The organism is Paracoccus denitrificans (genome assembly GCF_900100045.1).
Classification (GTDB): domain Bacteria; phylum Pseudomonadota; class Alphaproteobacteria; order Rhodobacterales; family Rhodobacteraceae; genus Paracoccus; species Paracoccus denitrificans.
In genome coordinates, this window is the sequence record NZ_FNEA01000017.1 from 36,124 (window position 1) to 60,294 (window position 24,171).

Consider the following 24,171-nt stretch of genomic DNA (forward strand, 5'->3'; position numbering starts at 1 on the left):
CCCTGCCCGCTAATACCGCAGCCGGGCGTAATAGGAATGCTCGGCTGCCTCGCGTGCCTGGCCCAACGTGACGACGCCGCGGGCCTTGAGCAGCGGCAGAAGGCGCAAGAACACCTCGGCCGTCACCAGCGCATCGCTCAGCGCGTTGTGGCGCTGGGTGATCTCGACCCCCAGCCGCGCAGCGATGGCCTCCAGCGAATGCGAGGGCTCGTGCGGCTGGGCGATGCTGGCCAGAAGCAGCGTGTCCAGCACCGGCTGGTCGAAGCGCAGCCCGGTCGCCGCCTCTTTCAGTTGCAGGAAGCGCATGTCGAAGGCGACGTTGTGGCCGACCAGAACCGTGTCCGAGGCATAGGCGTGGAATGCCGGCAGCACCTCGGCGATGCGGGGCTGGCCCTGCACCATCTCGGGATGGATGCCGTGATAGGGGATGGATTCGGGCGGGATCTCGCGGCCGGGATCGACAAGCTGGTCGAAGCGTTCGCCGCGCAAGAGCTTGCCGTTCAGGATGCGCAGTGCGCCGATCTGGATGATCTCGTCGCCCTGCGCGGGGTTCAGGCCGGTCGTCTCGGTATCGAAGACGGTATAGCTCAGCCGCTCCAGCGGCTGGTCGTCCAGCGAGCGACTGGAATCGCTGGCCGCGAACAGGTCGAAATCATAGAATTCCGGCCGCGCCTCCAGCGCCTCGGCCTCGGGTCCGGCCGCCGCGGTGGGCAACAGGAAGCGAAAGAAGGACAGGCCGGCCGGGCGGTCCTGTTCCAGCCACAATTCGCCGCCATGCCGCTCGGCGATGTCGCGGGCGGCGCTTTGCACGCCGGTATCGCCACCCGCGGCCGGGGCGGCCGGATCAAGCGGCCAGACCAGATCCAGATGCGCCCAGCCCGGCGTCGCGGCCGGCGCCAGGCGCAGGGTCAGCGACGGCATGCCCTGCGGCCCCTTCAACTGCCCCGCCAGCGCGCCCAGCGCCTGGATCAGCGAAAAGCTGTCCAGCCGCAGCCACAGCCCCTCTTCGGCGCTTTCGACCTTGGCCACCCGCCCGGTCTGCGCCAGCACATGCTGCGCCGCGGCCGCCAGAAGGTCGTCGCCCAGCATCTCTTGCAGGGGCCAGCGGGTCAGGATCTCTTGCGAGGCATCCGCCGTCATCGCCGCCAGCCGCTGGCCCATGGCCGCCACCTCGTCGCGGACGATGGCATGGAAGCCGTCGCGCTCGGCCGGCTCCAGGTCGGGATAGTCCAGCATGTCCAGCGCCGCGCCCATATTGGCCAGCGAGGCGCGGCTGGCCTCGGTCAGCTCGGTCAGGCGGCGGTCGCGACGGGATTGGGCGGCATAATCCTGGGTGATGTCGTCCAGAAGCAGGACATAGCCGCTGATCGCGCCGCCCTGCGACCGCACCGGCGCCAGCACGACATGAAGCAGGCTGCCCGTGGCCGTGGTGGTGACGAATTGCGCCGAAACCGCCGTATCGCCCCGCGCGATATGGCGGTCCACCGTCTCGCGCGCATGTTCGATCAGGGCGCGGTCGATCACGCCGTGGATCGAGCGGCCCAGCCCGATCGCCTCGGCCCCGCCGGCAAGCTGCCCGCCCGAGACGCGATGGAACAGGCCGCGCGCATGGTCGTTGTAAAGCAGGATGCGGCCGTCGAGATTGCAGACCACGACGCTTTGGCGCAACTCGGCCATCAGCGCGCCAAGCTGGTCGCGTTCCTGCGCCACCTTCTGCTGCGCCTCGGCCACCAGCCGGGCCATGTCGGTGCGCAGGGCCTGGCGCTGATCGGCCAGCCGGTTCACCGCATCGGCCAGCGCGGCCAGCGCAGGAGGCGAAGCCGCCTCCAGCCGCGGCGCATCGGCATTGTCGGTCAGCAGCCGCGCCGCATCGGCCAGCCGCGCCGGACCCTCGACATGGCGGGCATGAAGCCGTGCCGCCCACCAGCCCGCCAGCGCCGCCCCGGCCAGCCACCAGCCGAACAGGATCGCGCCGTTGGCCTGCAGCGCGGGACCAAGCGCCGAGACCAGCCCGGCACCCTGCCCCGCCGGCAGCGAGGCATGGAACAGCACCGCACCGCCAAGCGCCCAGAGCATCAGCGCCAGCCCCGGTGCGGCGACAGGCAACAGGCGGCGCAGGCCGGGCCTCATGCCAGCATCTCGCGGATGCGCACGATCAGGTCGCGGGTCGAAAAAGGTTTCGTCACATAGGCGTCGGCACCCGCCCCCATGCCGCGGGCGATGTCGGTGTCGCGGCCCTTGGCGGTCAGCATCAGGATGCGGATGCCGGAAAGCTCGGGATCGGCGCGCACCGCTTCGCAGACCTCGAAGCCGCTCATGCCCGGCATGGCCGCATCCAGAAGCACCAGCCGCGGCCGTTCGCCGCGGATCATCGCCAGCGCCTGCGTGCCGTCCGGGGCGACCAGCACCTCGTAGCCCTCGCGTTTCAGCATGAAGGACAACGAGACGACGATGTTCGGCTCGTCATCCGCAATCAGCACCCTATCCGTCATCGGACCCTCCCTTGCTGCGAAGCGGCAGGCTGAAGGCGAAGCACGCGCCCTGCCCCGGCTGGCTGTCGAGCCACATCCTGCCCCCCAGATTAACCACGATCTGCCGGCTGATCGGAAGCCCGAGCCCGGTGCCGGGCGGGCGGTTGCCGGCCTCGCCGCCCTGCCGGAACTTGTCGAAGACGGCGGCCTGGTCCTCGGGCGCGACGCCGGGGCCGTTGTCGCGCACCGTGACCACCAGTTCGTCACCCCGATGGCGCAGCGCCACCTCGACCCGGCCGCGGCCCTCGGGGACGAATTTCGCGGCATTCGACAGCAGGTTGACCAGCACCTGCGTCAGCCGGTCGGGATCGGCCAGCACCATCGGCACCTGCTCGGGCAGGTCGGCCAGCACCTCGGCCCCGCGCTCGCGGAACAGTTCGGCGGTGGACCGCAGGGCCGCCACGATCAGCGCCTTCATGTCCACGTCGGTATTGTGCCATTCCGCCATGCCGGATTCGATCTTGGCAAGGTCCAGCACCTGGTTGACCAGCCGGCTCAGCCTTTCGCTTTCCGACAGGATGATGTTCAGGAACTCCTCGCGCTCCTGGGGCTGGATGTCGGGCGTGTCCAGCATCAACTCGGTCAGCGCCCGGATCGAGGTCAGCGGCGTGCGCAGCTCATGCGTGACCGAGGACATGAAGTCGTCCTTGAGCTGGTCGAGGCTTTTCAGCTTTTCATTGGCGGCGCGCAGCTCGACCGTGGCCTCTTCCAGTTCACGGGCATAGGTGCGCACCTGCGACGCCTCGTCGATGATCTCCAGCACGTCGCCCAGGCTCAGCGATTCCTCCTGCGCCGCCGATTCGACCATGACGCGGGCCGAGGCGGTGCCGATGGCGCCGGCGATCTGGCGCTCGACCCGGTCCACCAGCCGGGCATCGGCGGTCAGGCTGTCCAGCGCGGTCCCGGTCTCGCGCGCGTGGTCGCGAAACAGCGCCTCGGCCCGCGCCGCGCCCAGGAAGCGGCCCGCCAGCCGGCGCAGATCCTCAAGCCGCGCCCTACCGCGCCAGAAGACCGGCTGCGCCTGCCCCCGCTGGAACACCTCGACGAACAGTAGCGCCTGGCTGGCCTCGCGCGCCGAGACGCGACCCCTGAGCGACAGGCCGACGTAAAGCCCGATATTGACCATCAGGCTCCAGAACAGCGAATGGGTCAGTTCGTCAAAGCCGGTCAGGCCGAACAGGTGCTGCGGTGCCAGGAACGCCAGGCCGAAGGGGCCGTCGAGGAACCCGGCCCCGATCCAGCCCGAACGCGCCAGCGACGGCAGCATCAGGGTATAGGCCCAGACCAGCGACCCGCCGAGCAGCCCACCAAGCGCGCCGGCCCGCGTCGCGCCGCGCCAATACATGCCGCCCAGCAGCGCCGGGGCGAATTGCGCCACCGCGGCAAAGCTGATCAGCCCGATCGAGACCAGCGCATAAGCCTCGCCCGCGATGCGGAAATAAAGATAGCCGAGCAGCAGCACCAGAAGGATCGCGGCACGGCGGATGTTCAGCAAGACCCGCGTCAGATCGCCCCCGGTGCGGGCGAAGCGGCCGCTGCTGAGCAGCGCCGGCATCACCAGGTCGTTGCAGACCATGGTCGAGACCGCGACCGTCTCGACGATGATCATGCCGGTCGCCGCCGAAAGCCCGCCCAGATAGGCCAGCAGCGCCAGCCACTCCGCCCCCTGCGACAGGGGCAGCGTCAGCACATAACTTTCCGCCCCCGCCCCGCCATCGCCAAAGATCAGCATGCCGCCGATGGCGATGGGCAGCACGAAGATGTTGATCAGCAGCAGATAGGCCGGAAACAGCCACGAGGCGCGCAGGATATGCCGTTCGTTCACGCATTCGACCACCATCACCTGGAACTGGCGCGGCAGCATCAGCACCGAAAGCATGGACAGCAGCGTCAGCGCGAACCATTGCGCGCCCTGAAAGCCCTCGAACCCCTGCCCGCCAAGCCGCAAGAGGCCGGCGATGTCGGGCTGGGCCTGCGCACGCGCCCAGATGTCGCCCATGCCGCCGAAAAGCCCGTAGGTGACAAAGACGCCGACCGCCAGAAAGGCCGCAAGCTTGACCGCGGATTCAAAGGCGATGGCGGCGACCATGCCCTCGTGCCGCTCGGACAGGTCGAGGTGCCGGGTGCCGAAGACCACTGCGAAACCGGCCAGCGACAGCGCCATGTAAAGCGTGCCGTCGCGCCACCAGGCCGCATCGGACTGGCCCAGGCCGCCGGTCAGCGCCTCATAGCCGGCCGAGACCGCCTTCAGCTGCAAGGCGATATAGGGCAGGATGCCGACCACGGTGATCAGCGTCACCAGCGCCGCCAGCAGCGGGCTTTTGCCATAGCGGCTGGCGATGAAATCCGCGATCGAGGTGATGCGGTAGCTGCGCGCGATCCGCACCATCTTGCGCAGCACCAGCCAGGCCAGCAGCATGGCCAGCATCGGCCCCAGATAGATCGGCAGGAACCACACCCCGCCCGAGGCGGCACGCCCGACGCTGCCGAAATAGGTCCAGGCCGAACAATAGACCGCCCAGGACAGCGCATAGACAAAGCTGCTGTCGATCAGCGAGCGCCCCTGATCGGCGCGGCGGTCGCCATGCGCCGCCACCGCCACCAACAGCAGCAGATAGCCGAAGGAGACGGCAAGGACGAGGCCGGGCTGGATCATCCGTCCCTCTCCTCGTGCTTCTCCGGCTCCTTGCCGCCCCGTCCGCCGCGCGACGCGCTGACCCAGGCCAGCGCCGCGATCAGCCCCACCCAGATCACGAACAGCGCCACCGGCAGAAGCGGCAGGCCAAGCACCGTCAACGGCTGGTCCCAGATCAGCAGCAAGGGAAAGTTGAACAGCAGGAAACCGGCGCCGCACAGCGCCAGCAGCACCTGCGCCGATGGTCCGTCGCGCCGCCTCATAGCAGGTCCAGCCGGTAATGCTGGCCCAGCCATTGCTTGAAGTCGCGCACGATGTTCAGCGAATCGCGCAGCGCCTGCCGGTCCAGCCGGCCCAGTTCGGTCGGGCGGATACTGTTGTCGGGCGCCTGCCCGCGCGCGATCTGCGCAAGGTTGCTGTCCAGCTTCAGCGCCATCATGCAATGCAGCGCATCGGCCAGGTCGCGCGCCAGTCCGGCATCGATACGCCCCGCCCCGGCCAGCGCCTGCAGGCGGGCGCGGGTTCCGGACGCGGCAATGCCATATTCCAGCGCCAGGGCGCGGGTGCCGTGCACGACCGGGAAGATGCCCAGCTTCTTGAGATCGATCTCGGCCGCCTCGGGGCCGCGCATGCCCGGCAGGCGGCGCCACCAGCCGCCCTCGGCCCCGCTGTCGAACTGCCGGATCGCGGCGGCGAAACGGGCGTAAAAGCTGTCGCTGCCGGTCAGCATGCGCTGCAACCGATCCCGCAAGGCGGCCAGCAGGCTTTCGTCCCCGGCGACGGCGGCGGCATCGAGGAAAATGGCCAGGTTCATCGGCCCCTCGGGATCGTCGCCATGGATCCAGTCGCGCAGCGTGTCGCCAAAGGCCTGCACGCTCTGGCACCACAGGGGCCGGCTCAGCATGATGCCGCCGGGACAGGGCGGATAGCCGAAAGAGATCAGTGCCTCGGTAAAGGCCTGCGTCACGCGGTCGAGCCCGTCGAAGGCAAAGCCGTCGCGCAGGATCAGTGCATTGTCCTGATCGGTGCGGATGATCTGTTCGGACCGGCCCTCGCTGCCCATGACGATCAGGCAGCTGTTATCGCGCAGGGCCTGCGGCGCCAGCATCTGCCACAGCCTGCGAAAGATCTGCCGGTTCAGCGCCCCGACCAGCCCGGCGATGACCTCGATGCGAACGCCGTCCTCGTGCAGCACGCGGATCAGCGCCTCGACCTGGGCGGCGGGCCGGGCCAGTTCGGCCGGGCTTGTCGCCCGCGCGATCTCGGCCGAGATCAGGTGCGACTGGTTGGCCAGAAAGCCCATCAGGTCCATCTGGCTGAGGATGCCGACCACCTCGTCTCCGTCGCGCACCAGCACGCGATGGATGCGGTGCCGCAGCATCAGCATCATCGCGTCGTAAAGATCGTCCTCGACCGAGACCGACCAGGGCGTGAAGCTGGTGAAGTCGCGCACCTTCAGCGACGCGGGCGGCGCATCGCGCAGGATGGCCTGCACCAGATTGGTCGTGGTGAAGATGCCCAGCCTGTCGCCGTCGCGCACCAGCGCATCGGCGATGCCGCGCGCCGCAAGCTCGCCGCACAGCGTCACCAGGTCGGTTTCGGCATCGACGAAATGCGGCTTGCGCAGGATGGCATCGCGCACCCGCGCGGTGACCAGCGTCACCATCTCGCGCTGCTCGTGGCGCAGCGCCTGATCGCCGGCCGTCACCGCCGGCATCCCCGCCGCATCGTCCGCGCGAGCCAAACCATAACCCCAGAGGAATCACCCATGGATCTCTCTGCCCCCTCCCGACCCTTTAACAGCGACCGGCACAACCCTCGCGGGGCTGCACCGGGCGCCAATTCGGCACTCCTCCTGCTCGCAATACCTTGATAAGCCTAAGCGAGGGCGTTTCACAACATCCTTGCTGCACGGCGTCTCATGCGAAAGGGGGACGAAGGGGTAAATCGGGCCTAGCGTTCGGCGGCGCGGAACTCCAGCTTGCCCGACAGCAGGATGGCCACGGTCGAACAGATCGCACCCGAAAGCAGGTAAAGCCCCGCCGCCGACAATCCCAGCCAGGTCGACAGCAAAAGCGCGGTCAGCGGCGCGAAGCCGGCGCCGAACATCCAGGCCAGATCCGAGACGATGGCCGAGCCGGTATAGCGGTTGCGCGCCTCGAACAGCGAGGCGACCGCGCCGGAACTTTGCCCGAAGCTGAGGCCGAGGATGAAGAACCCGACGATCATGTAGACCAGTTCGCCGGTCTTGCCCGCCGACAGAAGCAGCGGCGCCAGCGCGGCAAAGCAGCCGATCAGCAATGCCCCCACCAGCAGCAGGTTGCGCCGCCCGATGCGGTCGGCCAGCCAGCCCGACAGCAGGATGGCCAGGATGCCGCCGGTCGCCGCCACCGCCTCGATGATCAGGAAGCTGAGCAGCGTCTCGTCTGTGTAGAGATAGATCCAGGACAGCGGATAGACCGTGACCATATGGAACATGGCGAAACTGGCCAGCGGCACGAAGATGCCGATGAGGATCGCGCCGCCATCCTCGCGCAGGGTCTTGCCGATGCGGGTCGGCTGGAGTTCGCGCGATTCGAAAAGCTCGGCGAATTCCTCGGTCGCGACGATGCGCAGCCGCGCGAACAGCGCCACCACGTTGACCGAGAAGGCGACGAAGAACGGATAGCGCCAGCCCCAGTCCAGGAAGTCCTGCGCGGTCAGGTTGGCCGCCAGATAGGCGAAAAGCAGGCTGGCGACGATCAGCCCGATGGGCGCGCCAAGCTGTGGCACCATGGCGTAAAAGCCGCGGCGGCTGCGCGGCGCCGTCAGCGCCAGAAGCGAGGGCATGCCGTCCCAGGCACCCCCCAGCGCCAGCCCCTGCGCGATTCGCAGCACGGCCAGGATGACGACGGCCCAGCCGCCCACGTTCTCATAGCTGGGGATCAGGCCCATGGCGACGGTCGCGGTCCCCATCAGGAACAGCGCCGCCGTCAGCTTGGTGACGCGCCCGTGGCGGCGGTCGATGCTCATGAACAGCGCACTGCCCAGCGGCCGGGCAACGAAGGCCAGCGCCAGCAGCGCGAATGACAAGAGCGTCCCGGTCAGCGGATCGGTGAAGGGAAAGATCCGCTGCGGAAAGACGATCACCGAAGCGATGGCAAAGACGAAGAAATCGAAGAATTCCGAAGCGCGCCCGATGATGACGCCCACGGCGACATCCGAGGGCGAAACCCTGTGGTGGCCATGCGCTGACGGGACGGCCGATTGCACGGCGGGCGTGGAGGAGGATGTGCTCATGTTTTTCCGAGGAATCCGATGCGATCCAGATTCGTGCCGGGCACGGGCCAACCCGCCGCGGCGTTTCCATCCCTATTGGTGCCGGAAGCGAGAACTGAACTGTATAGGACAAAACGTCGCATGGCGAGCTTGACCTAGATCAAGGTAATTCACCCCGTGCCATGTTGCAGCCCTGCGACTCAGCCGTCCGCACCTGTCGCTCACCGACATCGGGTAGTCCAATGACCTACATACGAAAATTCGCCCGCCTGCCCTGGCTTGCCTTGCTGATTCCCCTTGCCGCCTGCAAGGCCGAGGTCCTGGCGCCCGCCGGGGACGTGGCGGCGCGACAGCGCGACCTCCTGGTGATCTCGACGCTGCTGATGCTGCTGATCATCGTGCCGGTGATGGTGCTGACGGTGGTTTTTGCCCGCCGCTACCGCGAGAGGAACAAGGACGCCGACTACCGGCCGGACTGGGACCACTCGACCAAGCTGGAATTCGTGATCTGGGGGGCACCGCTTCTCATCATCATCACGCTGGGCGCGCTGACCTGGGTGGGCACGCATCTGCTGGACCCCTATCGGCCGCTGGACCGCATCAGCGCCGACCGGCCGCTGACCGAAGAGCACAGGCCCTTGCCGGTGCAGGTGGTGGCGATGGACTGGAAATGGCTGTTCATCTATCCCGAGCAGGGCATCGCCTCGGTCAACGAGATGGCCGTGCCGGTGGATCGCCCGGTCGAGTTCACGCTGACCTCGACCTCGGTGATGAACGCCTTCTACATTCCCGCGATGGCCGGCATGATCTATGCCATGCCGGGGATGGAGACCAAGCTGAACGGCGTCTTCAACCATCCCGGCGAATACAAGGGCATCGCCTCGCATTATTCGGGCCACGGCTTTTCGGGGATGCATTTCAAGGCCCATGCCACCGACGAGGCAGGCTTCGACGCCTGGATCGAAAAGGCCCGCGCCTCGGGCGGCACGCTGGACCGCCCGCGCTATCTGGAGCTGGAGGCACCCAGCGAGAACGTGCCGCCGATGTCCTTTGCCGAGGTCGATCCGCATCTGTTCCAGCGCATCGTGAACATGTGCGTGGAGCCGGGCAAGATCTGCATGGCCGAGATGATGGCGCTGGACGCGCAGGGCGGCACCGGGCTTGCCGGCACCATGAACATGACCCGGTTGACCTATGACAAGGACCAGCGCCGCGGCACCCGCGCGCCGGTGCTGGGATGGGAGCCCTTCCAGGTCGCCTCGTTCTGCACGCCCGAGGATTCGGCGCTGATGTTCGGCAAATCGCCCGAACTGGCGCGCGCGCCGGTGGACATGACGCCGATGCGCGGCCACGCGTTGACCCCTCCGAAAGGGCCCTTCACCCCCTCGCAAGACAATGCCGTCACCTTGCTCGATCCGGCTGCGGATCGGGCGCGGAACTTCTGATCGGACGCAAGCATGGCTACGTTTTCCAACGAAACCACCTTTCTTCTTGGCCGGCTGAACTGGGACGCGATCCCCAAGGAGCCGATCGTCTGGGCGACCTTCGTCGTCGTCGCCATCGGCGGCATCGCGGCCCTGGCGGCGCTGACGAAATACCGGCTTTGGGGCTGGCTCTGGCGCGAGTGGTTCACCTCGGTCGACCACAAGAAGATCGGCATCATGTATATCGTGCTGGCGCTGATCATGTTCGTGCGCGGCTTTGCCGATGCGATCATGATGCGGCTGCAGCAGGTCTGGGCCTTCGGCGGCTCCGAGGGCTACCTGAACAGCCACCACTACGACCAGATCTTCACGGCGCATGGCGTCATCATGATCTTCTTCGTGGCTATGCCCTTCATCACCGGGCTGATGAACTATGTCGTGCCGCTGCAGATCGGCGCGCGCGACGTGTCCTTTCCTTTCCTCAACAACTTTTCGTTCTGGATGACGGTGGGCGGCGCGGTGATCACCATGGCCTCGCTGTTCCTGGGCGAGTTCGCACAGACCGGCTGGCTGGCCTTTCCGCCGCTTTCGGGCATCGGCTACAGCCCCTGGGTCGGGGTGGACTATTACATCTGGGGCTTGCAGGTCGCGGGCGTCGGCACCACGCTGTCGGGGATCAACCTGCTGGTGACGATCCTGAAGATGCGTGCGCCGGGCATGACGATGATGCGGATGCCGATCTTCACCTGGACCTCGTTCTGCGCCAACATCCTGATCGTCGCCTCGTTCCCGGTGCTGACCATGACGCTGATCCTGCTGACGCTGGATCGCTATGTGGGCACCAACTTCTTCACCAACGACCTTGGCGGCAATCCGATGATGTATATCAACCTCATCTGGATCTGGGGCCACCCCGAGGTCTATATCCTGATCCTGCCGCTGTTCGGCGTGTTTTCCGAAGTCACCTCGACCTTCTCGGGCAAGCGGCTGTTCGGCTATTCCTCGATGGTCTATGCCACGGTCTGCATCACGGTGCTCAGCTACCTGGTCTGGCTGCATCACTTCTTCACCATGGGCTCGGGCGCATCGGTGAACTCGTTCTTCGGGATCACCACGATGATCATCTCGATCCCGACCGGGGCCAAGCTCTTCAACTGGCTCTTCACCATGTATCGCGGTCGCATCCGCTATGAGCTGCCGATGATGTGGACCATCGCCTTCATGCTGACCTTCGTGATCGGCGGCATGACGGGCGTGCTGCTGGCCGTGCCGCCGGCGGATTTCGTGCTGCACAATTCGCTGTTCCTGATCGCGCATTTCCACAACGTCATCATCGGCGGCGTGCTGTTCGGCCTGTTCGCCGCCATCAACTTCTGGTGGCCCAAGGCATTCGGGTTCAAGCTGGACGTGTTCTGGGGCAAGGTCTCGTTCTGGTTCTGGGTCGTCGGCTTCTGGGCCGCCTTCATGCCGCTGTATATCCTGGGGCTGATGGGCGTGACCCGGCGGCTGCGCGTCTTCGACGATCCCGACCTGCGGATCTGGTTCGCCATCGCGGCCTTCGGCGCGGTGCTGATCGCCTGCGGCATCGCGGCCATGTTCGTGCAGTTTGGCGTCTCGATCCTGCGCCGCGACCGGCCGGAGTACCGCGACGTCAGCGGCGATCCCTGGGACGGGCGGACGCTGGAATGGGCGACCTCGTCGCCGCCGCCGGCCTATAACTTCGCCTTCAACCCGATCTCGCACGGGCTGGATACCTGGTGGGAGATGAAGCAGCAGGGCGCCACCCGCCCGACCGGCGGCTATATGCCGATCCACATGCCGAAGAACACCGGCACGGGCGTGATCCTGGCGGCGCTGGCCACGGTCTGCGGCATGGCGCTGGTCTGGTATGTCTGGTGGCTGGCGGCCCTGAGCTTCCTCGGCATCATCGCGGTCTCGATCGCGCATACCTTCAACTACAACCGCGACTATTACATCCCCGTCTCGGAAATCGAGGCGACCGAGGATGCCCGGACGCGCCAGCTTGCGCAGGGGGTTTGAGACATGAGCCACGCGACGACCGACACCATGCGCCAATACTGGGAGCTTGAGCCCCACCACCACCCCGAGGGCGCCTCGACCAGCCTGGGCTTCTGGGTCTACCTGATGAGCGACTGCCTGATGTTCGCGGTGCTCTTCGCGGTCTATGGCGTGCTGGGCACCAGCTTCGCCGCCGGGCCGGGGCCGAAAGACCTGTTCGACCTGGAACTGGTGGCGGTCAACACCGCCATGCTGCTGCTGTCGTCGATCACCTTCGGCTTCGCCATGCTGGCCATGGGCAAGGGCGACCAGCGCGGCACGCTGCGCTGGCTGGCGGTCACGCTGTTCTTCGGCCTATGCTTCCTGGCCATCGAGCTTTACGAGTTCCACCACCTGATCCATATCGGCGCCGGCCCGCAGCGATCCGGGTTCCTGTCGGCCTTCTTCACGCTGGTCGGCACGCATGGGCTGCATGTCACCTTCGGCTCGATCTGGCTGGTGACGCTGATGGTGCAGATCACCCGGACCGGGCTGATCCCCGCAAACCAGCGCCGCATGGTCTGCCTGTCGATGTTCTGGCACTTCCTCGACGTCATCTGGATCGGCGTCTTTACCTTCGTCTATCTGCTGGGGATGATCTGATGTCCGCCGAACACGCACATGCCGCACATCACGACGATCACGGCCATGACCACGGCAGCCATGCCTCTTATATCAAGGGCTTCCTGCTGTCGGTGATCCTGACCGCGATCCCCTTTGGCCTGGTCATGGCCGGCGGCTTCGAAAGCCGCGCCCTGACCGCCGTCACGGTGATCGGCTTTGCCGTGGTGCAGATCCTGGTCCACATGGTCTATTTCCTGCACATGAACGGCAAGCAGGAAGAGGGCTGGACCATGCTCTCCACCATCTTCACCGTGGTGGTGGTGGTCATCCTGCTGGCCGGCTCGCTGTGGGTCATGTATCACATGAACACCAACATGATGCCGCAGATGGACCATGAACTGATGCAGGGCTTCGGTTCGTGACCCTGCGCCGGCTGGCGGCGCTGGCCGGGGCGCTGGCGGTCTTCGTGGCGCTGATGGCGCTGGGGGTCTGGCAGGTGCAGCGGCTGGCCTGGAAGACCGACCTGATCGCCCGGGTCGAGGCGCGTCTGGCCGAGGCCCCGGCACCCGCCCCCGGACCTGCCGAATGGGCCGGGATGGACGCGCGCGACGCGGAATATCGCCGGGTCTCAGTGACCGGAACCTATCGCGCGGACGGCGACACGCTGGTCAAGGCGGTGACGGAACGCGGGCCGGGCTTCTGGGTGATGACGCCGCTGCAAACGCCCGAGGGCTGGACCGTGCTGGTCAATCGCGGCTTCGTGGCGGATGCCGCGCGCGACGACCGCCCCCTGCCCGGCGGCGAGGTCACGGTGACGGGCCTGCTGCGCATGAGCCAGCCCGGCGGCGCCTTCCTGCGCGGCAACGACCCCCAGGCCGGGCGCTGGTATTCCCGCGACACGGCCGCCATCGCCGCCGCGCGGGGCCTTGGCCCGGTCGCGCCCTGGTTTCTGGATGCCGATGCCCACGGCGACGGGGCGCAGCCCGTCGGCGGGCTGACCGTGGTCCGTTTTCGCAACAGCCATCTGGGCTATGCGGCGACCTGGTTTTCGCTGGCGGCGCTTTGGGCGGGCTGGCTGCTGTGGGCCAGGCGCCGGGGCGCGCGGGACTGACGGGCGCAAAGGGCCCAAAGGCCCAGGGGATCGGGAAAACCCACGCGGCTTGACTTGAATCAACGTCCTGGCGGCTTGATATTCGCAAGGGTGGGCAAGATGCTGGCGCCGCCCGGTCGGAATGGCCCAGCCCCGCCCCATCGTCATCCGGTCCCTGCGTGCCCGCGCGCCCCGCGTCCGCCAAGGAGATGCCCATGAAGACCCCGACCAGCGCACCGAAGCCCGCTGTCGCATCCGCCGAGTTGCCGCCCGTGCCCTGCCCCGAACCCTTGGGCAGAGAGGCGTTCCGCACCTTCGACCGCATGCGCGAGGCGATGACGGCCCAGTTCACCGGCGGGCTGTCGCCGGCGGCGCTGACGCTGGCCTTGCAGGATTGGACCATGCATCTGGCCGCCGCGCCGGGCAAGCGGATGGAGCTGCTCGACAAGGCCAACCGCAAGGCCGCGCGGCTGTTGTGCCACCTGGCCGCGCTTTGCGTGAATCGCGAGGCGCCGGCCTGCATCGACCCGCTGCCCGGCGACTATCGCTTTGCCGCCGAGGGCTGGAAGAAGCCGCCCTTCAGCATATGGGCGCAGGCCTTCCTGCTGCAACAGCAATGGTGGCACAACGCCACGCACGAAGTGCCGGGGATGAACCCGCATCACCAGGAGATCGTCTCGTTCACCGCGCGGCAGATCCTGGACGTGTTCTCGCCATCGAACCTGCCCTTCACCAACCCCGAGGTGATCGCCCGCACCATGGAAACCGGCGGCATGAACCTGGTGCAAGGCATGCGCAACTGGACCGAGGACATGATCCGCCAGGCGACCGGCCAGCCCCCGGTCGGAACCGAGGATTTCGTGGTCGGCAAGGACGTGGCGGTGACGCCGGGCAAGGTCGTCTACCGCAACCACCTGATAGAGCTGATCCAATACGCCCCCGCCACCAGGACGGTCATGGCCGAGCCGATCCTGATCGTGCCGGCCTGGATCATGAAATACTACATCCTGGACCTCTCGCCGCAGAACTCGCTGATCCGGCATCTGGTGGCGCAGGGCCATACGGTCTTCTGCATCTCCTGGCGCAATCCCACGGCCGAGGATCGCGACCTGACGCTGGACGACTATCGCCGGCGCGGGGTGATGGCGGCGCTGGAGGCGATCAACGCCATCCTGCCGCAGCGCAAGGTCCATGCCGTGGGCTATTGCCTGGGCGGCACGCTGCTGTCCATCGCCGCCGCCGACATGGCGCATGGCGACGACGACCGGCTGGCCAGCCTGACCTTGCTGGCGGCGCAGACCGATTTCAGCGAACCGGGGGAACTGGCGCTGTTCATCGACCACAGCCAGGTGAACCTTCTGGAAAGCATGATGTGGAACCGGGGCTACCTGTCCGCCGACCAGATGGCCGGGGCCTTCCAGCTTTTGCGCTCGAACGACCTGATCTGGTCGCGCATGGTGCATGACTATCTGATGGGCGAGCGGCGGCCGATGATCGACCTGATGGCCTGGAACGCCGATTCGACGCGCATGCCCTACCGGATGCATGCGGAATACCTGGAGCGGCTTTACCTGGACAACGAACTGGCCGCCGGGCGCTTCATGGTCGAGGGGCGGCCCGCCGCGATCCAGAACATCCGCGTGCCGATGTTCGTCGTCGGCACAGAACGCGACCATGTTGCGCCCTGGCGCTCGGTCTTCAAGATCCATTACCTCAGCAATACCGAACTGACCTTCGTGCTGACCAGCGGCGGCCACAATGCCGGCATCGTCAGCGAGCCGGGCCGGCCGCACCGGCGCTATCGCATCGCGCTGCGCGAGGCCGGCGGGCGCTGCCCCGGCCCCGACATCTGGGCCGAGACCGCCGAGGCACGGCCGGGATCGTGGTGGGACGCCTGGACCAAATGGCTGGCCGCGCATTCCTCGGCCAAGCGCACCCCGCCGCCGGCCATGGGCGCGCGCAAGGCCGGCCATGCGCCGCTGGCCGACGCGCCCGGCACCTATGTGCTGCAACGCTAGGCCAAGACCCCGCGCATTGAACAGCCCGGCGAATATCGCCAAACAGGTCAGGGACAGGTGACTGCCGAAGGAGAGCCCCATGAAGCCAGCCGAGATCGCCCCGGACGAGGTCGCATGGCACGCCCGCAGCGGCGAGGAGACCTGTTCCGCGCTGGCGACCAGCCTTGACGGGCTTGGCCATGACGAGGCCGCGCGGCGGCTGGAGCGGTTCGGCCCGAACGAGCTGCCCCCCGCCGCCCGCACCCATCCGGTGCTGCGCTTCCTTGCCCAGTTCAACAACGCGCTGATCTATTTCCTGCTTTCGGCGGCGGTGGCGGCCATCGCGCTGGGGCATGTCATCGACGGCGTGGTGATCGTCGTCGTCGTGCTGGTGAACGCCGTCGTCGGCTTCATCCAGGAAGGCAAGGCCGAACGCGCGCTGGACGCCATCCGCGACATGATCGCCCCCCATGCCGTCGTGGTGCGCGAAGGCGAGCGGCACACGCTCGACACACGCGAGATCGTGCCCGGCGACATCGTGGTGATCGAGGCCGGCGACAAGGTGCCCGCCGACCTGCGCCTGGTGCGCGCGCGCGGGCTCAGCGCCGACGAGGCGATCCTGACCGGCGAATCGGTGCCCGCGGAAAAGACCGAAGGCCCGGTCGCGCCGGATGCCGTGCTGGGCGACCGCGCGCCGATCCTGCATTCCGGCACGCTGGTCACCACCGGCCAGGGCATCGGCGTCGCGGTGGCGACCGGCCCGCGGACCGAGATCGGCCGCATTTCCGGCATGATCGGCGCCGTGCAGACCCTGACCACGCCGCTTCTGCGCCAGATCAACGCCTTCGGCACGCGCTTCACCTGGCTCGCCATCGCCACCGCCGCGCTGCTTTTCGTCTTTGCCACGCTGATCCGGGGCTATGCCCCGCTCGACGCGTTGATGGTGGTGGTGGCGCTGGCGGTCGGCGTGGTGCCCGAGGGGCTGCCCGCCGTCATCACCATCACCCTTGCCATCGGCGTGCGCCGCATGGCCGCACGCAATGCCGTGGTGCGGCGCCTGCCCGCGGTCGAGACGCTGGGCGCAACCTCGGTGATCTGCTCGGACAAGACCGGCACGCTGACCCGCAACGAAATGACCGTGCGCCATCTGGTGACCGCGGCCAGCGTCACCGCGATTTCCGGCACCGGCTACGCTCCCGAGGGGGAGTTTTCCGGCCCCGACGGCACCGAGCCCGCCCCCGAGGCGGAACGCGAGGCGCTGATCCGCGCCGGGCTTCTGTGCAACGACGCCCTGCTGGTCGAGCACGAAGGGCATTGGGCCGTGCTGGGCGATCCGATGGAGGGCGCGCTGGTCGCCGCCGCCGCCAAGGCCGGCCTGCACCCCGAAACCGAGCGCACCTCGTGGAACCGGCTGGACGAGATCCCCTTCGACGCACAGCACCGCTTCATGGCGACCCTGCATGACGACCCCCAAGGCGAAAGGCGCATCTTCGTCAAGGGCGCCCCCGAACGGGTGCTGGCCATGTGCGGAACCCAGGCGGCGGGCGGGACCGCCCTGCCCCTGGACCCCGGCTATTGGCAGGAATGCATCGACGCCTGCGCCGCCGGGGGCGAGCGCGTGCTGGGCTTTGCCGGCATGGCCGTCGGCCCCGGGGTCGAGCGGCTGGATTTCGACATGGTCGAGGGCGGGCTGACCTTCCTGGGCCTTGCCGGCTTCATCGATCCGCCCCGCGACGAGGCCATCGCCGCGGTGGCGGAATGCCGCTCGGCCGGGATCGCCATCAAGATGATCACCGGCGACCACAAGGGCACGGCGGCGGCCATCGCCCGCCAGCTCGACATCGCCGACGATCCCAAGGTGCTGGAGGGTGCGGCGCTGGACGGCATGCCGGACGAAACGCTGCGCCGCGTGGTCGAGGAGGTCAGCGTCTTTGCCCGCGCCACGCCCGAACACAAGCTGCGCATCGTCAACGCGCTGCAAGCCAACGGCCATATCGTCGCGATGACCGGCGACGGGGTGAACGACGCGCCCGCCGTCAAGCAGGCCGATGTCGGCGTCGCCATGGGCCGCAAGGGCACCGAGGCCGCCAAGGAGGCGGCGCAGATGGTGCTGCTGGACGACAACTTCGCCTCGATCGTCGCCGCCGTGCATGAGGGCCGCACCGTCTACGACAACATCCGCAAGGTGATCGGCTGGACGCTGCCCTCGAACGGCGGCGAGGTGCTTTGCGTGATCCTGGCGATCATCCTGGGCGTGACCCTGCCGATGACGCCGGTGCAGATCCTGTGGATCAACATGATCCTGACCGTCACGCTGGGGCTGGTCCTGGCCTTCGAGCCGCCCGAGCCCGACGTGATGAACCGCCCGCCGCGCCCGCGCGATGCGCCGATCCTGTCGCGTTTCCTGGTCTGGCGCATCGGCTTCGTCTCGGTGCTGTTCATGCTGGGGGTCTTTGGCGTCTTCGCCTATGCCGGCATGCGCGGCTATGGGATCGAAGGGGCCCGCACCATGGTCGTCAACACGCTGGTGGTGATGGAGATCTTCTATCTGTTCAACGTGCGCTACCTGCACCGCAGCTCGTTCAGCCTGATCGGCGCCATGGGCACGCCCGCCGTGCTGGGGGCGATCGCGGTGGTGGTCGCGGCGCAGGTGCTGTTCACCTATGCGCCCTTCATGCACGACCTGTTCGACAGCGCGCCCATCGGCCTTGCCGACGGGCTGGTGATCGTGGTGGTCGGCGTGGCGCTCATGGCCATCCTCGAGATCGAAAAGACGCTGACGCGCAGATTTGCCCTGTAAAGGCGGCGGCATCCGGCCCGGATTGATTTTGTTCCCTGTATGTTCTATATTGGGACCATGATCCGCAAGGGAGATCCGCCATGGACGCCACCACCTTTGCCCTGCCGGCCACGCCGCGCCAGATCGCCTATGCCCGCTCGCTTGCCCTGAGGAACCAGACGCTCCTGCCGTGGGAGGTGCAGCAGGATCGCCGCACGCTCAGCGCCTGGATCGAGGCGCAGGCGCGGATGCGGCCGGCGACGGGGCTGCCCACCTCGAAGCAGGTCGCCTTTGCCGAGCGCATCGCCCGGCTCAAGCGGCGCGCCGTGCCCGACGAATGCTTCCGCGACCGCCAACTGCTGTCGCGCTGGATCGACAGCAATCGCTGAACCCCGCGCCATGCGGCCCGATCAGGGCCGCATGTCCAGCGCGGCCAACGCGGTCAACTGCGCCCCGGCCGGTTCCGCCAGATCGTCCAGCACCTGGAAATGGTCGCAGCCCGGAACGTGCAACAGCACCGCGCGCTCACCCGCCTGTCGGCAGGCTTCGGCATAGTCGTCGGATTGCCGGATCAGTTCCGGCAGTTCCCCGGCACCGACAGCCACCAGCATGGGCGCACCGGGGGCGATGATCCGCTGCGGGCTGCAAGCGGCGATCTCGGCCTCGGTCAGTTGCAGCTTGTCGTTCAGCTGGCCAAGGCCGATCGGCTCCAGGTCGAAAAGCCCGCTGATCGCCAGCACCGAGCCTACGGCGGGGTGGCCCCGATGCATGGCCGCCAGATGCCCGCCGGCGGAATGCCCGGCAAGGCAAAGCCGCCGCCCGGCAAGCCGGGGCGCGAGATGGTCGAGCAGATGCCCGATCTCGGCCACGATCTGCGTCATCGAAGCCTCGGGCGCCAGCGTGTATTCGGCCAGGATCACGTCATGGCCGCGCGCCAGGGGACCGGCGGCGCAGAAGGCGAAATCCTCCTTGACGCAGCTCTGCCAATAGCCGCCGTGGATGAAGACGAAGACCGGCGCATCCGGCCGGCCGCTGGCTAACCAGTCGAAGGTCTGGCGCGCGCCGGGGCCATAGCGCAGATCCCGCCGGCAGTCATGCGCGGCATGGAACGCATCGCTGCGGGCGCGGAAATCCCGCATCAAGGCCGGGAAATCCGCGATCCTGCCGGTATTGCTGTAGGCCGTGTCCAGTTCCTGCCGGGTCATCCCCCGATAGATCGCCGTCGCCATTCACACCCCCAGATAGCGGTCGGTCAGGTCCGAGGTCAGATCGGCGATGCCGCCCTGCCAGACCGTCGCACCGCGCTCGACGATCACCGCGCGGTCGGCGACCGAGGCGATCTCGGTGAGCGATTTGTCCACCAGCAGGATCGACAGCCCCTCGGCCTTGAGCCGCCGCACGCCGGCCCAGATCTCCTGCCGGACGACCGGGGCAAGGCCCTCGGTCGCCTCGTCCAGCACCAGCAGGCGCGGATTGGTCATCAGCGCCCGGCCGATGGCCAGCATCTGCTGCTCGCCCCCCGACAGCGTGCGCGCGATCTGGCCCATGCGTTCCTGCAGGCGGGGAAACAGAGCGCAGACGCGCGCCATGTCCCAGGGGCCGGGACGGGCGGCAACGGTCAGGTTCTCGGCCACGGTCAGCGGCGCGAAGCAGCGCCGCCCCTCGGGCACCAACCCGACGCCCAGCCGCGCCACCTTGGGCGCCGAGAGGCCGGCGACATCCCGGCCCGCAAAGCGCAGGCTGCCGGCGGAATGCGGCATCAGGCGGCTGATGCAGCGGATCGTCGTGGTCTTGCCCATGCCGTTGCGGCCCATCAGCGCCACGACCTCGCCTTCGCCCAGGTCCAGCGTGATGCCGAACAGCGCCTGCACCGGGCCGTAGGATGCGGTCACGTCGCGCAATTCCAGAAGATGGGTCATGCGTCCTCTCCCAGATAGGAACGCCGCACCTCGGGATTGGCGCGGATCTCGGCCACGCTGCCGGTGGCGATGATGCGGCCATAGACCAGCACCGAGATGCGGTCGGCCAGCGCAAAGACCGCGTCCATGTCGTGCTCGACCAGCAGGATCGGCGCCTCGTTGCGCAGTTCGGCCAGGATGCCGGTCAGCTGCCGCCCGCCCTCCAGCCCCATGCCGGCCATGGGCTCGTCCAGCAGGAAGGCGCGCGGGCGCAGGGCCAGCGCCATGGCGATCTCCAGCTTGCGGCGCTCGCCATGCGAAAGCGTCGCGGCGGGGACCAGATGCCGCCCGGCAAGGCCCGCCTGCTCGATATGGAACAGGGCGGGTTCGGTCAGCTTGCGGTCGGCCAGCGCCGGCAGGTGAAAGCGGAACACCGCGCCGCTGGCCCCGGCCACCGCCAGCATGACGTTTTGCAGCACGGTGAAATCCGGGATCACCGAGGACACCTGGAAGCTGCGCGCCAGCCCCAGCCGCGCCCGCGCCGCCGCGTCCAGCGTATCGATCACCTGCCCCTCGAAGCGGATGGTGCCGGCGTCGGGCCGGATCTCGCCGACGATCTGCTTGATCAGCGTGGACTTGCCGGCGCCGTTCGGGCCGATCAGGGCGTGGATCTCGCCCGGGCGCAGGTCCAGGCTGACATCGTCGGTCGCCACCAGCGCGCCAAAGGACTTGCGCAGGCCCCGGATCTCCAGGATGGGTTCGTTGAGTTTCGGCTCAGGCATGGCGGCCCCTCCGCGTGACGATGCCGATCAGCCCGCCCGGCGCGAACAGCACGATGGCCAGCAGCAGAAGGCCCAGCAGCGCCTGCCAGTATTCGCTGATGCCGCCCAGGACATGCTCCAGCAGGATGAAAAGCGCGGCGCCGGCGACCGGGCCGCAAAGCCGCCCCACACCCCCCAGGATGACGAAGACCATGATTTCGCCCGACATGTGCCAGGACATCATGGCCGGGCTGACGAAACGGTTGAGGTCGGCGTAAAGCGACCCCGCCAGCCCGACGATCATGCCCGACAGGACAAAGGCCGTCAGCCGGATCGCATAGGGCCGGATGCCGACGGCGACCGTGCGCTGGCTGTTTTGCCGCGCCGCCTGCAAGGCCAGGCCGAAACGCGACTGCGTGACCACGGCGGTAAAGACCAGCGCGACGGCCAGCAGCGTGGCGCAGATGGCGAAATACTGGATCGGGGCAAAGGTGTTCAGGCCGGGAAAGGTGTTGCGGACATAGAAGCTCAGCCCGTCCTCGCCGCCATAGCGCGGCCAGCTCATGGCGAAATAGTAAAGCATCTGCGCGAAGGCCAGCGTCACCATGATGAAATAGACGCCCGAGGTGCGCAGGCTGAGCGCCCCGATGACCAGCGCGGCCAGCCCCGCCGCCAGCATCGCCATCGGCCAGATGCCCAGCATCTCGTTGCTGCCCATGATGGTAAAGGGCAGGCTGGTGACCGGCATGCCGGTGCTGGCATGGCTGGCAAGGATCCCGGTGACGTAGCCGCCGATGCCGAAAAAGGCGGCATGGCCGAACGAGATCAGCCCGCCATAGCCCAGCGCCAGGTTCAGCCCCACCCCGGCAAGGCCGAAGATCGCGGCCTTGGTCGCCAGCGTCACCGTAAAGCCGTTGCCGGCCAGATGCGCACCGATGGCGGTGGCGACCAGCAGGGCAAGGATCGCCAGGTTGATCGCCGTATCGCGGTTCAATGTCTCTCGCATCGCTCAGCCCCTTGCCCCGAACAACCCCTGCGGCCGCAGGATCAGCACCACGGCCATCAGCACATAGATCAGCACCGAGGCCAGCGAGGCGCCGATGGTGTTGGCGCTGGACGCATCCCACACCCGCGACAGCAGCCCCGGCAGCAGCGCCTTGCCCAGCGTATCGGTCATGCCGACCAGCAGCGCACCGACAAGCGCGCCCTTGATCGAGCCGATGCCGCCGATCACCACCACCACGAAGGCCAGGATCAGCACCGGCTCGCCCATGCCGACCTGCACCGACTGGATGGTGCCGACCAGCGCCCCGGCAAGCCCCGCCAGCGCCGCGCCAAGCGCGAAGACGATGGTGTAGAGCCGCGCGATGTCGACGCCCAGCGCGCCGATCATCTCGCGATCCGCCTCGCCGGCGCGGATGCGGATGCCCAGCCGCGTGCGGGTGATGAGCCACCACAGCCCCACGGCCACCGCCGCGCCAAAGCCGATGATGACCAGCCGGAACAGCGGGTAATGCAGCCCGCCCGGCAGCACCACCGCGCCGGAAAGCGCGGCCGGCAGCTTGAGGTAAAGCGGGAACGAGCCGAACAGCCAGCGCGTGCCCTCGGAGAACACCAGGATCAGCGCGAATGTCGCCAGCACCTGGTCCAGGTGGTCGCGGGCGTAAAGCCGCCGGATCACCGCGATCTCGACCAGCGCGCCCGCCGCGGCGGCCGCCGCCAGGCTGGCGACCAGCCCCAGCCAGAACGAGCCGGTGGCCGCCGCCACCGCCGCGCAGGCGAATGCCCCGGTCATGTAAAGCGAGCCATGCGCAAGGTTGATCAGCCCCATGACGCCAAAGACCAGCGTCAGCCCGGCCGCCATCAGAAACAGCATCATCCCGTATTGCAGGCCGTTCAGCGCCTGCTCGGCCAGAAGCATCACCGCGTTATCTCCCGAATTGCCAGGGTGGGACCGGACCCGTCGGGCCCGGTCCGGCATGGGTTACATGCTGCACTGCTCGGCATAGGCGTCGCCGTGGTCGGTCATGGCCGGGCCGATGATCTTGTTGGTCAGCACGTCGCCTTCCTTGACCACCTCGCGGACGTAATAGTCCTGGATCGGGTGCTGGTTCGGGCCAAAGCTGAACTTGCCGCGCACGCTGGGGAAATCCGCCTCGGCCAGCGCGGCGCGGAAGGCGTCGGCATCGCCCACATCGGCCTTGGCGATGGCGGAAAGCAGCAGGTTCGCCGTGTCATAGGCCTGCGCGGCGTAAAGCGAGGGCAGGCGACCGTATTCGGCCTGGAAGGTTTCAACGAAGGCCTTGTTGGCCGGGTTGTCCAGGTCCTTGGCCCATTGCGCGGTGTTCTTGACCCCCAGCGCGGCATCGCCCACGGCGGGCAGGATGTCCTGGCTGAAGCTGAAGGCCGGGCCGATCACCGGCTTGCCGACGCCGGATTCGGCATATTGCTTCATGAAGGCGATGCCCATGCCGCCCGGCAGGAAGAAGAACACCGCATCCGCGTCGCTGTTGCGGATCTGTGCGATCTCGCCGGCATAGTCGGTCTGGCCGACCTGGGTATAGACCTCGCTGACCACCTCGCCCTTGTAATAGCGCTTGAAGCCCGCCAGCGAATCCTGCCCGGCGGGATAGTTCGGCGCCATGATGAAGACCTTGCCGATGCCCGCATCCGTGGCATGGGCGCCCGCCGCCTCGTGCAGGTTGTCGTTCTGGTAGGAGACCGAGAAATATTTCGGATTGCAACCCGCCCCGGCCAGTTGCGAGGGCGCGGCATTGGTCGAAAGATAGAACTTGTCCTGCGCCACCGCCGCCGGCACCACCGCCATGGCGAGGTTCGACCAGACGATGCCGGTCAGCACGTCCACCTGTTCGGACTGGATCATCTTGTCGGCGATCTGCACGGCGACATCGGGTTTCTGCTGGTCGTCCTCGATCACCAGCTCGACCTCCTTGCCCGCGTCGCCCGCGTTCTTCAGCGCCAGCAGGAAACCGTCGCGCGTATCGACGCCCAGGCCGGCGCCGCCGCCCGACAGCGTGGTGATCATGCCGACCTTGACGGGTTCGGCCTGTGCCATTCCGGCCAGGGCCAGAGCGGCGGTGCCGCAGATCAGCAGCCTTTTCAGTTCCATGACAAACTCCCTGTGTGAAGCGCGATTGTTCGTCGCATGTTTTTAT

The 24,171-nt window shown here is 67.6% G+C and carries 20 protein-coding genes; 8 read left to right on the forward strand and 12 right to left on the reverse strand.

The window, feature by feature from the left end:
* Nucleotides 1-9: 9 nt before the first annotated feature.
* From BLT64_RS15660 to BLT64_RS15685, 6 genes are all read right to left on the reverse strand, one after another.
* Nucleotides 10-2,130, reverse strand: a complete 2,121-nt coding sequence (locus BLT64_RS15660) for a 3'-5' exonuclease (protein ID WP_011751332.1) — start codon at nucleotides 2,128-2,130, stop codon at nucleotides 10-12.
* Nucleotides 2,127-2,492 (reverse strand): response regulator transcription factor, encoded by a 366-nt coding sequence (locus BLT64_RS15665; RefSeq protein WP_011751331.1) that lies wholly within the window; start codon nucleotides 2,490-2,492, stop codon nucleotides 2,127-2,129. The genes BLT64_RS15660 and BLT64_RS15665 overlap by 4 nt, the downstream gene beginning before the upstream one ends.
* On the reverse strand, nucleotides 2,482-5,187 hold the full coding sequence (locus BLT64_RS15670; protein WP_011751330.1) for an ATP-binding protein: 2,706 nt from the start codon (nucleotides 5,185-5,187) through the stop codon (nucleotides 2,482-2,484). The genes BLT64_RS15665 and BLT64_RS15670 overlap by 11 nt, the downstream gene beginning before the upstream one ends.
* Nucleotides 5,184-5,429 carry a hypothetical protein gene (locus BLT64_RS15675; protein WP_011751329.1) on the reverse strand — a complete coding sequence of 82 codons (246 nt, stop codon included), beginning with the start codon at nucleotides 5,427-5,429 and terminating at the stop codon, nucleotides 5,184-5,186. The genes BLT64_RS15670 and BLT64_RS15675 overlap by 4 nt, the downstream gene beginning before the upstream one ends.
* Nucleotides 5,426-6,910, reverse strand: a complete 1,485-nt coding sequence (locus BLT64_RS15680) for a putative nucleotidyltransferase substrate binding domain-containing protein (RefSeq protein WP_232290643.1) — start codon at nucleotides 6,908-6,910, stop codon at nucleotides 5,426-5,428. The genes BLT64_RS15675 and BLT64_RS15680 overlap by 4 nt, the downstream gene beginning before the upstream one ends.
* A gap of 209 nt (nucleotides 6,911-7,119) precedes the next feature.
* Entirely contained in the window at nucleotides 7,120-8,445 is a 1,326-nt protein-coding gene (locus BLT64_RS15685) for an MFS transporter (RefSeq protein ID WP_011751327.1), read from the reverse strand.
* 221 nt (nucleotides 8,446-8,666) lie between these two features.
* Here BLT64_RS15685 and cyoA point away from each other — a divergent pair, with 221 nt between their 5' ends.
* From cyoA to BLT64_RS15725, 8 genes are all read left to right on the forward strand, one after another.
* Nucleotides 8,667-9,869, forward strand: a complete 1,203-nt coding sequence (gene cyoA, locus BLT64_RS15690; protein WP_011751326.1) for a ubiquinol oxidase subunit II — start codon at nucleotides 8,667-8,669, stop codon at nucleotides 9,867-9,869.
* Between the two features lie 12 nt (nucleotides 9,870-9,881).
* On the forward strand, nucleotides 9,882-11,888 hold the full coding sequence (cyoB, locus tag BLT64_RS15695) for a cytochrome o ubiquinol oxidase subunit I (RefSeq protein ID WP_011751325.1): 2,007 nt from the start codon (nucleotides 9,882-9,884) through the stop codon (nucleotides 11,886-11,888).
* 3 nt (nucleotides 11,889-11,891) lie between these two features.
* A complete protein-coding gene (gene cyoC, locus BLT64_RS15700; protein ID WP_011751324.1) occupies nucleotides 11,892-12,509 on the forward strand; it encodes a cytochrome o ubiquinol oxidase subunit III in 618 nt (205 codons plus the stop codon).
* Nucleotides 12,509-12,892 (forward strand): cytochrome o ubiquinol oxidase subunit IV, encoded by a 384-nt coding sequence (gene cyoD, locus BLT64_RS15705; RefSeq protein ID WP_011751323.1) that lies wholly within the window; start codon nucleotides 12,509-12,511, stop codon nucleotides 12,890-12,892. The genes cyoC and cyoD overlap by 1 nt, the downstream gene beginning before the upstream one ends.
* On the forward strand, nucleotides 12,889-13,581 hold the full coding sequence (locus BLT64_RS15710; protein WP_011751322.1) for an SURF1 family protein: 693 nt from the start codon (nucleotides 12,889-12,891) through the stop codon (nucleotides 13,579-13,581). The genes cyoD and BLT64_RS15710 overlap by 4 nt, the downstream gene beginning before the upstream one ends.
* A 194-nt stretch (nucleotides 13,582-13,775) precedes the next feature.
* A complete protein-coding gene (locus BLT64_RS15715) occupies nucleotides 13,776-15,578 on the forward strand; it encodes a PHA/PHB synthase family protein (RefSeq protein WP_011751321.1) in 1,803 nt (600 codons plus the stop codon).
* Nucleotides 15,579-15,657: 79 nt separating this feature from the next.
* Nucleotides 15,658-18,357 carry a cation-transporting P-type ATPase gene (locus BLT64_RS15720; protein WP_011751320.1) on the forward strand — a complete coding sequence of 900 codons (2,700 nt, stop codon included), beginning with the start codon at nucleotides 15,658-15,660 and terminating at the stop codon, nucleotides 18,355-18,357.
* Nucleotides 18,358-18,437: 80 nt separating this feature from the next.
* On the forward strand, nucleotides 18,438-18,725 hold the full coding sequence (locus tag BLT64_RS15725; RefSeq protein ID WP_011751319.1) for a hypothetical protein: 288 nt from the start codon (nucleotides 18,438-18,440) through the stop codon (nucleotides 18,723-18,725).
* A 21-nt stretch (nucleotides 18,726-18,746) separates the two neighbouring features.
* Here BLT64_RS15725 and BLT64_RS15730 read toward each other — a convergent pair whose 3' ends face one another.
* The 6 genes from BLT64_RS15730 to BLT64_RS15755 all read right to left on the reverse strand — a co-directional run bounded on the left by BLT64_RS15730 (nucleotide 18,747) and on the right by BLT64_RS15755 (nucleotide 24,125).
* Complete coding sequence (locus BLT64_RS15730; protein ID WP_011751318.1) at nucleotides 18,747-19,565, reverse strand: alpha/beta hydrolase; 819 nt, start codon at nucleotides 19,563-19,565, stop codon at nucleotides 18,747-18,749.
* On the reverse strand, nucleotides 19,566-20,255 hold the full coding sequence (locus BLT64_RS15735; RefSeq protein WP_011751317.1) for an ABC transporter ATP-binding protein: 690 nt from the start codon (nucleotides 20,253-20,255) through the stop codon (nucleotides 19,566-19,568).
* On the reverse strand, nucleotides 20,252-21,016 hold the full coding sequence (locus BLT64_RS15740) for an ABC transporter ATP-binding protein (protein WP_011751316.1): 765 nt from the start codon (nucleotides 21,014-21,016) through the stop codon (nucleotides 20,252-20,254). The genes BLT64_RS15735 and BLT64_RS15740 overlap by 4 nt, the downstream gene beginning before the upstream one ends.
* A complete protein-coding gene (locus tag BLT64_RS15745; RefSeq protein ID WP_011751315.1) occupies nucleotides 21,009-22,001 on the reverse strand; it encodes a branched-chain amino acid ABC transporter permease in 993 nt (330 codons plus the stop codon). Before BLT64_RS15745 ends, BLT64_RS15740 begins: the two co-directional genes overlap by 8 nt.
* A 3-nt stretch (nucleotides 22,002-22,004) precedes the next feature.
* Nucleotides 22,005-22,916 (reverse strand): branched-chain amino acid ABC transporter permease, encoded by a 912-nt coding sequence (locus BLT64_RS15750; RefSeq protein ID WP_011751314.1) that lies wholly within the window; start codon nucleotides 22,914-22,916, stop codon nucleotides 22,005-22,007.
* Nucleotides 22,917-22,979: 63 nt separating this feature from the next.
* Nucleotides 22,980-24,125: an ABC transporter substrate-binding protein gene (locus tag BLT64_RS15755; protein WP_011751313.1), complete on the reverse strand. Its 1,146-nt coding sequence runs from the start codon at nucleotides 24,123-24,125 to the stop codon at nucleotides 22,980-22,982.
* Between the last annotated feature and the right edge of the window lie 46 nt (nucleotides 24,126-24,171).

Coding starts and splice junctions, on each gene's coding strand:
- BLT64_RS15730 (WP_011751318.1), bottom strand. CDS start 19,565: ATGGCGACGGCGATCTATCGGGGGATGACCCGGCAGGAACTGGACACG.
- BLT64_RS15735 (WP_011751317.1), bottom strand. CDS start 20,255: ATGACCCATCTTCTGGAATTGCGCGACGTGACCGCATCCTACGGCCCG.
- BLT64_RS15750 (WP_011751314.1), bottom strand. CDS start 22,916: ATGCTTCTGGCCGAGCAGGCGCTGAACGGCCTGCAATACGGGATGATG.
- BLT64_RS15660 (WP_011751332.1), bottom strand. CDS start 2,130: ATGAGGCCCGGCCTGCGCCGCCTGTTGCCTGTCGCCGCACCGGGGCTG.
- BLT64_RS15725 (WP_011751319.1), top strand. CDS start 18,438: ATGGACGCCACCACCTTTGCCCTGCCGGCCACGCCGCGCCAGATCGCC.
- BLT64_RS15665 (WP_011751331.1), bottom strand. CDS start 2,492: ATGACGGATAGGGTGCTGATTGCGGATGACGAGCCGAACATCGTCGTC.
- BLT64_RS15685 (WP_011751327.1), bottom strand. CDS start 8,445: ATGAGCACATCCTCCTCCACGCCCGCCGTGCAATCGGCCGTCCCGTCA.
- BLT64_RS15740 (WP_011751316.1), bottom strand. CDS start 21,016: ATGCCTGAGCCGAAACTCAACGAACCCATCCTGGAGATCCGGGGCCTG.
- cyoB (WP_011751325.1), top strand. CDS start 9,882: ATGGCTACGTTTTCCAACGAAACCACCTTTCTTCTTGGCCGGCTGAAC.
- cyoD (WP_011751323.1), top strand. CDS start 12,509: ATGTCCGCCGAACACGCACATGCCGCACATCACGACGATCACGGCCAT.
- BLT64_RS15745 (WP_011751315.1), bottom strand. CDS start 22,001: ATGCGAGAGACATTGAACCGCGATACGGCGATCAACCTGGCGATCCTT.
- cyoC (WP_011751324.1), top strand. CDS start 11,892: ATGAGCCACGCGACGACCGACACCATGCGCCAATACTGGGAGCTTGAG.
- BLT64_RS15755 (WP_011751313.1), bottom strand. CDS start 24,125: ATGGAACTGAAAAGGCTGCTGATCTGCGGCACCGCCGCTCTGGCCCTG.
- BLT64_RS15675 (WP_011751329.1), bottom strand. CDS start 5,429: ATGAGGCGGCGCGACGGACCATCGGCGCAGGTGCTGCTGGCGCTGTGC.
- BLT64_RS15720 (WP_011751320.1), top strand. CDS start 15,658: ATGAAGCCAGCCGAGATCGCCCCGGACGAGGTCGCATGGCACGCCCGC.
- BLT64_RS15670 (WP_011751330.1), bottom strand. CDS start 5,187: ATGATCCAGCCCGGCCTCGTCCTTGCCGTCTCCTTCGGCTATCTGCTG.
- BLT64_RS15715 (WP_011751321.1), top strand. CDS start 13,776: ATGAAGACCCCGACCAGCGCACCGAAGCCCGCTGTCGCATCCGCCGAG.
- cyoA (WP_011751326.1), top strand. CDS start 8,667: ATGACCTACATACGAAAATTCGCCCGCCTGCCCTGGCTTGCCTTGCTG.